The sequence below is a fragment of the Cytobacillus firmus genome, assembly GCF_023657595.1.
GTDB lineage: Bacteria > Bacillota > Bacilli > Bacillales > Cytobacillaceae > Cytobacillus > Cytobacillus firmus_B.
This window is the reverse complement of the sequence record NZ_CP098323.1, coordinates 3,842,833-3,856,226: the sequence shown is the minus strand read 5'-3', so window position 1 is coordinate 3,856,226 and position 13,394 is coordinate 3,842,833. Positions and strand designations below refer to the sequence as shown.

Genomic DNA, 13,394 nt, shown 5'->3' with positions numbered 1-13,394 from the left:
AAAAGCTAAATATCCCTGTCTTTTATTTTTTCTTTGATAGTAAAAAATATAATCCAATTAACATTAATAAGATTGGCCAAAACTGCCAAACATCAGAGACGCCATTTTCAAGAAGTCCCATCCACTCAGCTACTCTGTCATAAAACAGGAGCAACGCGGCAAGAATTAAGAATAAGATGCCCTGGAATAATCCTGCACCTGTTTTCTGATGCCGAAGGAGGAAGCCGAGAGCAATTATAAGAATGAATGTACCAATATGATCCGGCCAAATTTCGAGGCGGTTCACCACATGAAAATGCAGGCCAAATCCGGTTAAAATAACCCCTGGCAATATGGAGTCATAATCCCTGGCGCCATATCCCTGAGTTAAAAAGGCTGCTCCGACGATAATGAGAAGAGTCGGCCAGGAATAATAAGACTGTAAGGCAGTAAATCCGCTCTGCTGGAGAAAAAAGTAGGCTCCAAATCCGAGTAAAATAATTCCGGGGAAAATACGCTGATTTTTCATGAAAAACACCACTTCCAATAAGGTTCACTTGAATCCGGCAAGTTTTTTTGTTACTGTACATAAGGGAGTATTTGTCTATTTTAAGATTACCTTAATACAAGGCTCCTGTTTAAAATATAGTATCATATGTGTTCATTATCTGTTCACATTTAAGCATTAATTGAAAAAATAGAAATGATATAATTAATATTAATGAACTAGGCAATAATTCTGGGGGTGTCAATTTCAATGCATATCTTAGTCGTCGGTCTTAACTATAAAACTGCCCCTGTTGAAATCCGTGAACGTCTAACCTTTAATCCTTCACAATTGGGCGAGGCAATGAAGACTTTAAATGACAAAAAAAGCATTTTAGAGAATGTCATTCTGTCTACTTGCAATCGGACCGAAATTTATGCAGTTGTGGACCAGCTTCATACTGGCCGCTATTATATAAAGGAATTTTTGGCAGAACATTTCAATATGGATCAGAATGAATTTTCTCCATTCCTATTTATTTATGAAGGGGATGGGGCAATAGAGCATCTATTCAAAGTAGCATGCGGCCTAAACTCCATGATCCTTGGCGAGACACAGATTTTAGGACAGGTAAGGTCTAGTTTCCTGGGAGCTCAATCGGAAAATTCAACCGGTACCGTCTTTAACCACTTGTTTAAGCAGGCAGTAACGCTTGCTAAGCGTGCACACTCCGAAACGGATATAGGAGCAAATGCAGTATCTGTCAGCTATGCAGCAGTGGAACTGGCTAAGAAGATTTTTGGATCACTCGAAAATAAACATGTTCTAATATTAGGAGCCGGTAAAATGGGTGAGCTGGCAATCCAAAATCTTCATGCCAACGGAGCAAGCAAAGTAACGGTAATTAACCGTACATTTGAGAAAGCACAGAATCTTGCAAGCCGCTATGCGGGCCAGGCAAAAACGCTGCATGAGCTTCAGTGTGCTCTTGTTGAAGCTGATATTTTAATCAGTTCTACAGGGGCCAAAGAATTTGTTGTCACAAAGGAAATGATGGCTTACGCAGAAAGAATGCGTAAAGGCAAGCCTCTATTTATGGTTGATATTGCTGTTCCAAGAGACCTGGATCCGAAACTGGCAGACCTGGACAGTGTTTTCCTATATGATATTGATGATCTTGAAGGCATTGTTGAAGCGAACCTTCAGGAGCGTAAAAAGGCAGCCGAAAAGATTCAGCTTATGATTGAAGGAGAGATTGTTGAATTCAAGCAATGGCTGAACCTGCTTGGTGTTGTTCCGGTCATTTCCGCCTTGCGTGAGAAAGCACTGGCTATACAGAGTGAAACCATGACAAGCATTGAAAGAAAGCTGCCGCATTTGAGTGATCGTGATAAAAAAGTGCTGAACAAGCATACAAAGAGCATTATCAATCAGCTATTAAAGGATCCTATTTTACAAGCTAAAGAAATGGCTGGACAGAAAGATTCCGAACAGGCATTAGATTTATTTGTAAAAATCTTTAATATAGAAGAACTTGTTTCAGATCAGCAGAACGTGCACGCAGCAGCTAAACCAAAGCACGCATTCGCTCAATCACAGCAAACTTCCTTTCAATCATAAAAGGGGTTCTGTCCATGTTTGACATCTATATGACACGGCTGCATGAATTCACGGTGGTTCTGTATGCCTTATGTGTCTTATTATATTTTATTGATTTTCTTCATCATAACCGGAAGGCGAATAGAATTGCCTTCTGGTTACTTGCATTTGTATGGGTGCTTCAAACGGTGTTCCTAATTCTTTATATGATTAATACAGGAAGATTTCCCGTATTGACCATTTTTGAGGGCCTGTACTTTTATGCCTGGGTGCTTATCACTCTTTCTTTGGGAATTAACAGGCTGCTTAGAGTTGATTTTATCGTCTTTTTTACAAATGTTCTCGGCTTTATCATAATGGCGATCCATACATTCGCACCTGTGCAGATTGATTCGGCTGTCAAAGCGCAGCAGCTCATATCAGAACTGCTGCTGATTCATATAACAGTTGCGATACTTTCATATGGAGCCTTCTCGCTCTCCTTCGTTTTCTCATTGCTGTATCTTATTCAATATGATTTGCTGAAAAGGAAAAAGTGGGGAACGAGGCTGCTCCGGATAACGGATTTGTCAAAGCTTGAACATATGTCCTATGTATTAAATGTAATCGGTGTACCTATGCTGATGATAAGTTTAATTTTAGGCATCCAGTGGGCATACATTAAACTGCCGCATATGGTCTGGTATGACTCCAAGGTAATCGGTTCATTCATTGTCCTGGCTTTATATAGTATTTATCTCTATATGAAAGTAGGAAAGGGCTTATATGGAAAATCTTTAGCACTCTGGAATTTAGCATCATTTTTAATTGTATTAATTAACTTCTTTTTATTCGGCAAACTTTCATCTTTCCATTTTTGGTATTCATAGAAAAGCGGAGGCGACTGTTCAGCCCCGACAAGCATAAGATGGTCTGCGGCCGCGGCGCAGTTTGCCGCAGAGCAGAACAGCTTATGACCTCGAGGGGCTAGGAGCCGGAGCTGGACAAAGAAAAGCGGAGGCGACTGTTCAGCCCCGACAAGCATAAGATGGTCTGCGGCCGCGGCGCAGTTTGCCGCAGAGCAGAACAGCTTATGACCTCGAGGGGCTAGGAGCCGGAGCTGGACAAAGAAAAGCGGAGGCGACTGTTCAGGCCCGACAAGCATAAGATGGTCTGCGGCCGCGGCGCAGTTTGCCGCAGAGCATAACAGCTTATGACCTCGAGGGGCAGGAGCCGGAGCTGGACAAAGAAAAGCGGAGGCGGCTGTTCGCTGCCAGACATAATTGCAGGAGGCTGTCATGAGAAAAATAATTGTAGGTTCAAGACGAAGCAAGCTGGCATTAACTCAGACCAACTGGGTGATCAGCCAATTGAAAAACATCGATTCATCCTTTGAGTTTGAAGTGAAGGAAATTGTCACAAAAGGTGATAAAATTCTTGATGTTACCCTTTCAAAGGTCGGAGGAAAAGGTTTATTCGTAAAGGAAATTGAACAGGCCATGCTTGATGAGGAAATTGATATGGCTGTACATAGCATGAAGGATATGCCTGCTGTTCTTCCGGAAGGTCTGACAATTGGAAGCATTCCGGAAAGAGAAGACCATCGGGATGCACTCATTTCAAAAGGGCATATCAAACTGAATGACTTAAAGCCGGGATCTGTAATTGGAACAAGCAGCCTGCGCAGAGGGGCACAGCTTCTGGCGCAGCGTCCGGATCTCGAGATTAAGTGGATCAGAGGAAACATAGATACCCGATTATCCAAACTGGAAACGGAAGAATATGATGCAATCATTCTTGCGGCAGCAGGTCTATCCAGGATGGGCTGGGCATCGGATGCTGTTACGGAATTCCTGGAGCCGGAAATCTGTGTGCCGGCAGTTGGCCAGGGAGCACTTTCCATAGAGTGCCGTGAAAGTGATAAGGAGCTTCGGGCATTGCTGGATAAATTCACATGCCCTGAGACGAACCAGACTGTACGTGCAGAGCGTGAGTTCCTGCATAAGATGGAAGGCGGCTGCCAGGTTCCGATTGCAGGGTTTGCAACAATTAATGAAACAGGGGAATTGGAGTTAACTGGACTTGTAGGCTCTCCTGATGGAAAAGTGATTTATAAGGAGACATTAACAGGTTCAAACCCGGAAGAGCTTGGTGTTAAGGTGGCTGTTAAGTTAACCGAACAGGGAGCTAAAGAGCTTATCGACAGGGTAAAAGAGGAGCTTGACGGGCAATGAAACGGACTTCCCCTTTAGAAGGCATGAATGTTCTGGTGCCAAGAGGGAAAAAAGAGGCTCAGTCCTTTTCAGCTCTTATCCGAAGCTATGGGGGGATGCCGGTTGAGATCCCCCTGATTGCTTTCGAGCCTTTGCGGGATATAGCTTTATTTCAGGCCCATAAGAAAATTCATACTTATGACTGGGTGATATTCACCAGCAAAACTGCTGTGGATGCTTTTTTTGAAAATTTTAGTCTAAGCAGCCCCTTCCCTAAAATAGCGGTTATCGGCGAGAAAACTAAAAAATTGCTTGCCGACAAGGGATTAAAGGTGCAGTTTGTGCCCGGAGAATATGTTGCTGAAGGGTTTGTTGAGGATTTTTTGCCATTAGTAGAAAAAGGGATGAAGGTATTGATCCCTAAAGGAAATCTGGCACGTGACTATATCGCAGCATCTCTCTCAGAAAAGGGTGCAAATGTTGATGAAATTATTGTATATAAAACTGTTTTTCCACGTGAAAGCATCAGTCTGTTAAGAGATCAGCTTTCAGGAAAAGGGTTAGACATTCTTCCTTTTACCAGTCCTTCCACAGTGGATCATTTTATGGGGGCTGTTAAGGAGCTTGGATTTCTGAATGCTGTAAAAGACAGTGTGGTGGGCTGCATCGGCCCTGTGACTAAAGAACGTGCAGAGGCATATGGCCTGCAGGTACATGCAGTTCCGGAAGAATATACAGTACATAGCATGCTCAAGAGCATTAGCAGATACTTAGCAGAAACCAGGAGGGAAAATTAATGGATCTTCAATTTAACAGGCATAGACGCCTTCGTAAAAGTCCGAATATGAGAGCGCTTATTCGTGAAAACTTCTTGCGTACTGAGGATTTAATTTATCCGATTTTTGTGGCAGAAGGAGAAGGCATTAAAAGAGAAATACCTTCAATGCCGGGCATCTTCAACTTATCGCTGGATCATCTTGAAGAGGAAATGAACGAAGTCGTTTCTCTTGGAATAAAATCAGTTCTCTTATTTGGAATTCCTAAAGAGAAAGATGCATGTGGACAGCAGGCTTATCATGATCATGGAATCGTACAGGAAGCTACAAGATTTATTAAAGCTAAATTTCCGGAAATCATCATTATCGCTGATACTTGCCTTTGCGAGTATACCGACCATGGCCACTGCGGTTTAATTGAAAATGGGGAAGTGCTGAATGATGCATCTCTGGAACTGCTTGTGCAGACGGCTGTAAGCCAGGCTAAAGCAGGAGCAGACATTATTGCCCCATCAAATATGATGGATGGGTTTACAGCAGCCATCCGGGCAGGTCTTGATGAAGCCGGATTTGAAGATATCCCTGTTATGTCTTATGCAGTTAAATATGCATCTGCATTCTATGGTCCTTTCCGAGATGCAGCTGACAGCACACCGCAATTTGGCGACCGTAAAGCATATCAGATGGATCCTGCCAACCGCATGGAAGCCATGCGCGAAGCTGAATCTGATTTAATGGAAGGGGCAGACTTCCTGATAGTTAAGCCGGGAATGCCATATTTGGACATTGTACGGGACGTTAAGAACAACATCAATCTGCCAATTGTGATTTATAATGTGAGCGGTGAATATTCAATGGTTAAAGCTGCGGCACAAAACGGCTGGATCGATGAACAGAGAATAGTTATGGAAATGCTTACAGGCATGAAGCGTGCAGGAAGTGATTTAATTATTACTTACCATGCAAAAGATGCGGCAAGGTGGATTAAGGAACAAGGCTAAAACTGCAGATCATTAGTTAATGAAACTCCTTATTAAATTGAAAAGAGGGATGACATGCGCTCTTATGAAAAATCTAACAAGGCTTTTAAAGAGGCAAGCGAATTGATGCCTGGAGGAGTAAACTCTCCTGTACGTGCCTTTAAATCGGTTAATATGGATCCCATTTTTATGGAACGCGGACGCGGCTCTAAAATCTACGATATCGATGGCAATGAATATATCGATTATGTATTGTCCTGGGGCCCCTTAATTCTGGGTCATACGAATGAACGTGTGGTCGAGGGTATTAAAAAAGTAGCTGAAATGGGGACAAGCTTCGGAGCTCCAACTGAAATTGAAAACGAGCTTGCTAAGCTTGTTATTGAGCGCGTCCCATCCATCGAAGTGGTGCGGATGGTTTCTTCCGGAACAGAAGCTACCATGAGTGCTTTAAGACTTGCCCGAGGATATACCGGCCGGAATAAAATAATGAAATTTGAAGGCTGCTATCATGGCCACGGCGATTCTCTTCTAATCAAAGCCGGCTCTGGTGTAGCAACATTGGGGCTGCCTGACAGTCCGGGGGTTCCTGAAGGTGTTGCTAAAAACACGATTACAGTTCCTTATAATGATCTTGAAAGTGTAAGATATGCCTTCGAACAATTCGGAGATGATATTGCAGGTGTGATTGTGGAGCCGGTAGCTGGAAATATGGGAGTCGTTCCTCCACAGCCAGGCTTCCTTGAAGGCTTAAGGGAAATTACAGAGCAAAGCGGATCCCTGCTTATTTTTGATGAAGTAATGACCGGATTCCGCGTTGGCTACAATTGTGCGCAGGGCTATTTTGGGGTGACTCCGGACATTACATGTCTTGGAAAAGTTATTGGCGGCGGTCTCCCAGTCGGTGCATATGGCGGAAAAGCTGAAATAATGAAGCAGATTGCACCAAGCGGCCCAATTTACCAGGCAGGAACATTATCAGGAAATCCTCTTGCCATGACAGCCGGTTTCGAGACTTTAAGCCAGCTGACACCGGATTCCTACAAAGAATTTGAAAGAAAAGCAGACAGACTGGAAGAAGGGCTTAAGGCAGCTGCTGAAAAATATGATATCCCGCACACCATCAACCGTGCCGGATCCATGATCGGCATCTTCTTTACAAATGAAGACGTTATTAACTATGAAAAAGCCAAAACATCCAACCTAGAATTCTTTGCAGAATACTACAGGGAAATGGCAAACCAGGGAGTCTTCCTGCCGCCATCCCAATTCGAAGGACTCTTCCTCTCAACTGCACATACAGATGAGGATATCGAAAAAACAATCCTGGCTGCTGAACAGGCATTCTCCAAATTAAAATAAGCAAAACCTGACACTCATCATTTTTGATGAGTGTTTTTCATATTCCCATTAAGCGCTATTTTTCTAATCATAAAGTATCCTCATCCCTCATAGGATTGTTAATGACATAGTGATTAAACGCAAAGATTCGAAGGGAGGAGTCGCTTTGTCTCAGGGGAATCCATCGTGCTTACGATTTTCTTTAGAAGAATCAGTATGGTTTCAAAAAGGACAGGAAGTATCAGACCTGATTTCCATCTCGTTAGACCCCAATATAACGATTCAGGAAAGCGATCAATATGTAACAATCCAGGGAGCACTGGAACTGGCGGGTGAGTATAGACGCAGCGATGAAGAAGCATCCGAGGAAGAACAAGAGGATTTTGCAGTTACCAAGTTCGTTCAGACAATCGAAGAACGGGGAGAAGGAATTTGTGAATTCAAGCATTATTTTCCTGTCGATATCACCATTCCGAATAATAGAATCCAAAGCATTTACGATATTGACGTTGCGGTAGAGTCCTTCGATTATGTTCTGCCGGAAAGAAGCTGTATGAAGCTGACAGCTAATTTAACCATAACAGGATTATATGGCGATCAGCAGCATGTGCCTGTTCAAGTATGGGAGGAAGAAATTGAACCTGAAACTGAAATTGAACCTGAAATTGAAGAATTAGAGCCTCTGTACAGATCTCCTGAAGCGGTGGAGGAGACAGAGGAAGAAGAGCCGATTCTGCAGGAATGGCCGTCTTATCAGCAGGAAGAACAGGAGCAGGAGGAAGAAAGGGAGGAACGGGCATCCGCTGAGCAGGTATTCGCTGGTGCCGAGGAAGATATACGGGAAGAGGAACAGCTGGAAGAGCAGCCGGAGACAGCTGAGGTATATATCCCATTTGAGGCAGAGGCAAGAAAGCAGCCTGAAACGGAAGAGCAGGAAGTCATCAAACCTGCAGTGCCGGCAGCGCTTGAAGTAACACAAGACCAGCCGCAAGAAGAACAAACGCAAAAAACTGCACCGGAAATATCTTTCTCTTCTCAGCGCAGTGAAGAGGAAACACCGCCAACTGCACAGGAAATTTATCAAATGACGGAAGCATCTGAATCGGATAGCCCCTCTTTTGAAAAGAAACCTGTCCAGGCAGCTGCACAGCAAACCCCTGAGGAAACAGAGGAATCATCATCCTCTTCAGAACAGGAAGCTAAGAAAAAGAAAATCTCCAAAAAGAAAAGCATGTCGTTAACTGAGTTTTTTGCCCGCAAGGAAGAGTCGGAAGAACATGTTAAACTCAAGGTTTGCATTGTGCAGAACGGTGACACAATTGATGCCATTGCTGAAAGGTATGATATACCGGCTCAGCAGCTATTAAGGGTGAATCATCTGGAAATTAATCAGGATATTTATGAAGGGCAAGTGCTGTACATTCCTGTTGCGGTAGCCCATTAAAAGGTTAAAAGGCTGAGCAGGTATTGATAACCCGCTCAGCTATTTTTGTTTGACCAATATATATTTTTTCATTCTGGAAAGTGAGTGGTTAAGGTGGAAGAAAAAAATCGGCTGCAGAAAGTCTCTCCCATTTTAAAACATTATTCATTAGAGCCGCATTTTGTAGAGGATTTTGGGAGAGTTCAGAAGGTTTACAGCAGCAAAGGCGTGTTTGCTTTGAAAAAAATAAAGCCTCAGCGTGGAGCGGACTTTATAAGGCATGTACAAACACTCTTTCAAAAAGGCTATAACAGAATAGTTCCTATTTACCCAACGGTGGACGGGAGATATGCTGTGCTCCATCAGAATGAATTATTTTATTTAATGCCCTGGATGTCCAATGAAGAAAAGGAGGACAGATTTGAGCGGCATCAGCAGATGATTAGGGAATTGGCAAGACTCCACACATTGTCCTCACGGGAAGTTCCTATAAAAAAAGAAGACCGTACTGAACATTACGAAAATACCTTACAGGAATGGGAGAAGGAAAAGGAGTTTTTGGAGGGATTCATCGAGGCCTGCGAACGAAAAGAGTATATGTCTCCTTTTGAGCTAATGTTTTCCCTATACTACCATGATGTCAGCCAGGCACTAAAATTCTCCACAAACAAATTTAAGGATTGGTATGAAAAAACAAAGGAAAGTGAAAAAGCACGTACGGTCATCATTCATGGAAAAGTTTCAACCGAACATTTTTTATACGATGATAGGGGATATGGCTACTTCACAAATTTCGAAAATGCAAGACAGGGATCGCCGCTCCATGATTTGTTGCCGTTTTTATCAAGAACACTGAAAACATATCCAAAAAGATCGGAAGAAAGTGTAGAATGGATATACACATATATGAAGTACTTTCCCTTCAGGGACGACGAGATGCTGCTGTTTCAAAGCTACTTTGCTCATCCGGGTCCGATTATCAAAGCTTGCGAACAATATTATAAAGGGGAAGGAAAGAGAGGAGAGAGAAAGGCGGTTCAGCATCTGCAAAGGCAGTACTGGCTTTTAAAAAATATTGAATATGCTGTTATGAGAATCGATGAGATTGAGAGGCAAAAGCAGGAAGCCAAAGCCGCAGCAGAAGCTCAGACACAGGAAGGAGCCCAAAGCTGAAGAAAGCGGGCTCCTAAACCAATTGAAGATGAAAGGCGATAGCGATCAGGATGAACAGCGAGAGCAGCAGTACATCGAAGGTAGTAGGCAATAATATGGTTCTTATGCCTTGAAACACACAGAACGGGATAATGAATTGTGCACATACATTCCTGAAAGTTCTTAACCAGGGAGGCAGTGTGTATGGATTATATTTTCTTCTCATTTGTGCATACCCCTTTTCCCAATGTTCTTATATATATCCTATGATTCTTTTTTCCGTAAAGTGCCTATTTTCATTTTTCCCTCTATAACATTCACGCACCCGGCAATGAATAAGGGCAGATTAATCAGCACTTCAATGGAGACAGTGAATAATATATAAAAAACTGGGATATCCTTATTGACTATAACAGTCTTTTTTCGGTAGTATATTTTATATATAACTTTATATCGATGCTAAGACAGGGAAGAGTACAATGGCCATTTGCCTTTTAGAGAGGAAAACCAGCAGCTGAAAGGTTATCCAGGCAAAACCGTTGGAAGGTCGCCCCAGAGCATCTTTTGCGAAAGGCTTAAGCCAAGTAGTAAAAGACGGGAAATCCGTTATCTGCATAAGTGTCAATCACTATTTAGAATGTCTTTTGGGGATTTTCTTGAGTGGCTGAAAAAAAGGTGGTACCGCGAAACAAACTCCATTCGTCCTTTTATGGCGAGTGGAGTTTTTTTATTTTTGCTGATTGCTTTTAGAAAGGAAGTATGACATATGGATAACAATGAATTAACAATGCCGACGAAATATGATCCGCTGGCGATTGAAAAAGGAAGATATGACTGGTGGCTGGAAGGGAAGTTCTTTGAGGCAAAAGATGACGAAACGAAGCAGCCGTATACAATTGTAATCCCGCCTCCAAACGTAACAGGAAAGCTTCATCTCGGCCATGCATGGGATACGACGCTGCAGGACATCCTCACCCGAATGAAGCGTATGCAGGGTTACGATGTTTTATGGCTTCCTGGAATGGACCATGCAGGTATCGCCACGCAGGCAAAGGTTGAAGAAAAGCTTCGCAATGATGGAAAAAGCCGCTATGATCTAGGCCGTGAAAAATTTGTGGAAGAAACATGGAAATGGAAAGAGGAATATGCCAGCCATATCCGCCAGCAATGGTCAAAGCTTGGATTAGGGCTTGATTACAGCCGTGAACGCTTCACCCTTGATGAAGGCTTATCAAAAGCTGTTAGAGAGGTTTTCGTTTCACTTTATAATAAAGGCCTGATTTACCGCGGCGAGTACATCATCAACTGGGATCCGTCTACGAAAACAGCCCTTTCTGATATCGAAGTTATATATAAGGATGTTCAAGGTGCTTTCTACCATATGAGATATCCACTGACAGACGGTTCGGGACATATCGAAATTGCCACTACGCGCCCTGAAACGATGCTTGGCGATACAGCTGTAGCAGTACACCCGGAAGATGAGCGTTATAAGCATTTAATCGGCAAGACGGTTAAACTGCCGATTACAGGACGGGAAATTCCGATTGTTGCAGATGATTATGTAGAAATGGATTTCGGGTCAGGTGCAGTAAAAATTACACCGGCTCATGACCCAAATGATTTCGAAATCGGAAACCGCCACAATCTTGAAAGAATCCTTGTAATGAATGAAGACGGCACGATGAACACGAGAGCCGGTAAATACCAGGGTATGGACCGCTTTGAATGCCGCAAGCAGATCGTAAAGGACCTTCAGGAAGAAGGAGTTCTTTTCAAAATTGAAGAGCATATGCATTCTGTGGGCCATTCAGAGCGCAGCGGTGCAGTAGTCGAACCATACCTTTCAACACAATGGTTTGTAAAAATGCAGCCTCTTGCAGATGAAGCCATCGCACTTCAAAATAAAGAGGAAAAAGTGAACTTTGTTCCGGAGCGATTTGAAAAAACGTATCTGCGTTGGATGGAAAATATCCGCGACTGGTGCATTTCACGCCAGCTTTGGTGGGGACACCGCATCCCGGCCTGGTATCACAAGGAGACTGGTGAGGTTTACGTAGGTCATGAAGCTCCTGAAGACAGTGAAAACTGGGAACAGGATAAAGATGTATTAGATACATGGTTCAGTTCTGCATTATGGCCGTTTTCAACGATGGGCTGGCCGGATACTGAATCTGCTGACTTTAAGAGATACTATCCGACAGCAGCTCTTGTAACAGGCTATGACATCATTTTCTTCTGGGTATCACGAATGATCTTCCAAGGTCTCGAATTTACAGGAGAGCGTCCTTTCCAGGATGTATTAATTCATGGACTTGTTCGTGACTCACAGGGACGCAAGATGAGTAAGTCCCTTGGAAATGGCGTTGATCCAATGGATGTAATCGACCAGTATGGTGCCGATTCACTCCGTTATTTCCTTTCTACAGGAAGCTCGCCGGGACAGGATCTTCGTTTCAGTATGGAAAAGGTAGAGGCAACCTGGAACTTTGCCAATAAAATCTGGAATGCATCCCGCTTTGCCTTAATGAATATGGATGGATTAAAATTCGAAGAAATTGATTTAAGCGGTGAAAAGTCTGTTGCTGATAAGTGGATATTAACCCGTTTGAATGAAACAATTGAGACTGTTACAAGATTGTCTGACCGCTATGAGTTTGGAGAGGTTGGCCGAGTGCTTTACAACTTCATCTGGGATGATTTCTGCGACTGGTATATCGAAATGGCGAAGCTTCCCCTTTATGGAGAAGATGAAGCTGCCAAGAAAACGACGCGCTCCATCCTGGCATATGTTCTGGATAACACAATGCGCCTGCTTCATCCATTTATGCCATTCATAACGGAGGAAATTTGGCAGAACCTTCCTCATTCAGGCGAATCCATCACAGTTGCTCAGTGGCCAGCTGTAAACGATGAATACACAGACAACCAGGCTGCAAATGAAATGAAGCTGCTTGTTGAAATCATCCGTTCTGTCCGCAACAGCCGTGCTGAAGTGAACACGCCAATGAGCAAGAAAATTAAAATGATGGTTAGGGCTAAAGACCAGGAAATTCTTACTACACTGGAAAATAACAGTGCCTATATTGAACGCTTCTGTAATCCTGAGGAACTGGTGCTGGCTTTAGAGGTTGAAACACCTGATAAGGCGATGACAGCAGTTGTGACTGGTGCAGAAATTATCCTGCCTCTTGAGGGCTTGATTAATATTGAAGAAGAAGTGGCCAGACTGCAGAAAGAATGGGATAAATTAAATAAAGAAGTAGAACGGGTTCAAAAGAAACTTTCAAATGAAGGCTTTATTAAAAAAGCGCCTGAAAAGGTAATTGAAGAAGAGAAAGCAAAAGAACAAGACTACAGCGAGAAGAGAGCAGCTGTAGAAGCCCGCATTAGAGAGTTAAAAGGAGAATAATTAAAAGTTGCGGAAGGCGGGTCCATATTAAGGATTCGTCTTCCTTCCTGTTA

At 43.1% G+C, this 13,394-nt stretch carries 11 protein-coding genes and 1 other annotated feature; of the genes, 9 read left to right on the top strand and 2 right to left on the bottom strand.

Annotated features, from left to right (window positions below):
* Positions 1-22 precede the first annotated feature (22 nt).
* Positions 23-508 carry a LiaI-LiaF-like domain-containing protein gene (locus NAF01_RS19555; RefSeq protein ID WP_048011016.1) on the bottom strand — a complete coding sequence of 162 codons (486 nt, stop codon included), beginning with the start codon at positions 506-508 and terminating at the stop codon, positions 23-25.
* Between the two features lie 228 nt (positions 509-736).
* On the opposite strand from NAF01_RS19555, the gene hemA reads away from it, so the two are divergent.
* The 8 genes from hemA to ysxE all read left to right on the top strand — a co-directional run bounded on the left by hemA (position 737) and on the right by ysxE (position 9,950).
* On the top strand, positions 737-2,086 hold the full coding sequence (hemA, locus tag NAF01_RS19550; RefSeq protein ID WP_250801006.1) for a glutamyl-tRNA reductase: 1,350 nt from the start codon (positions 737-739) through the stop codon (positions 2,084-2,086).
* Between the two features lie 14 nt (positions 2,087-2,100).
* Positions 2,101-2,934, top strand: coding sequence for a cytochrome c biogenesis protein (locus NAF01_RS19545; protein WP_035332624.1), 834 nt, complete (start codon positions 2,101-2,103; stop codon positions 2,932-2,934).
* Between the two features lie 408 nt (positions 2,935-3,342).
* Positions 3,343-4,278 (top strand): hydroxymethylbilane synthase, encoded by a 936-nt coding sequence (gene hemC / locus NAF01_RS19540; RefSeq protein WP_250801005.1) that lies wholly within the window; start codon positions 3,343-3,345, stop codon positions 4,276-4,278.
* Complete coding sequence (locus tag NAF01_RS19535; protein WP_250801004.1) at positions 4,275-5,054, top strand: uroporphyrinogen-III synthase; 780 nt, start codon at positions 4,275-4,277, stop codon at positions 5,052-5,054. Before hemC ends, NAF01_RS19535 begins: the two co-directional genes overlap by 4 nt.
* Positions 5,054-6,034 carry a porphobilinogen synthase gene (hemB, locus tag NAF01_RS19530; RefSeq protein WP_048011012.1) on the top strand — a complete coding sequence of 327 codons (981 nt, stop codon included), beginning with the start codon at positions 5,054-5,056 and terminating at the stop codon, positions 6,032-6,034. Before NAF01_RS19535 ends, hemB begins: the two co-directional genes overlap by 1 nt.
* A 54-nt stretch (positions 6,035-6,088) precedes the next feature.
* A complete protein-coding gene (gene hemL / locus NAF01_RS19525) occupies positions 6,089-7,375 on the top strand; it encodes a glutamate-1-semialdehyde 2,1-aminomutase (RefSeq protein ID WP_197213228.1) in 1,287 nt (428 codons plus the stop codon).
* Between the two features lie 145 nt (positions 7,376-7,520).
* Positions 7,521-8,798 carry a stage VI sporulation protein D gene (gene spoVID / locus NAF01_RS19520; RefSeq protein ID WP_048011010.1) on the top strand — a complete coding sequence of 426 codons (1,278 nt, stop codon included), beginning with the start codon at positions 7,521-7,523 and terminating at the stop codon, positions 8,796-8,798.
* Between the two features lie 93 nt (positions 8,799-8,891).
* On the top strand, positions 8,892-9,950 hold the full coding sequence (ysxE, locus tag NAF01_RS19515; RefSeq protein WP_226618267.1) for a spore coat protein YsxE: 1,059 nt from the start codon (positions 8,892-8,894) through the stop codon (positions 9,948-9,950).
* A 13-nt stretch (positions 9,951-9,963) separates the two neighbouring features.
* Here ysxE and NAF01_RS19510 read toward each other — a convergent pair whose 3' ends face one another.
* Positions 9,964-10,155, bottom strand: coding sequence for a hypothetical protein (locus NAF01_RS19510; RefSeq protein WP_019380294.1), 192 nt, complete (start codon positions 10,153-10,155; stop codon positions 9,964-9,966).
* 226 nt (positions 10,156-10,381) lie between these two features.
* Positions 10,382-10,639, top strand: a binding site (T-box leader).
* Positions 10,640-10,695: 56 nt separating this feature from the next.
* Between NAF01_RS19510 and NAF01_RS19505 the strand changes: the two genes are divergently transcribed.
* Positions 10,696-13,341: a valine--tRNA ligase gene (locus tag NAF01_RS19505; RefSeq protein ID WP_226618268.1), complete on the top strand. Its 2,646-nt coding sequence runs from the start codon at positions 10,696-10,698 to the stop codon at positions 13,339-13,341.
* The last annotated feature ends 53 nt before the right edge of the window (positions 13,342-13,394 follow it).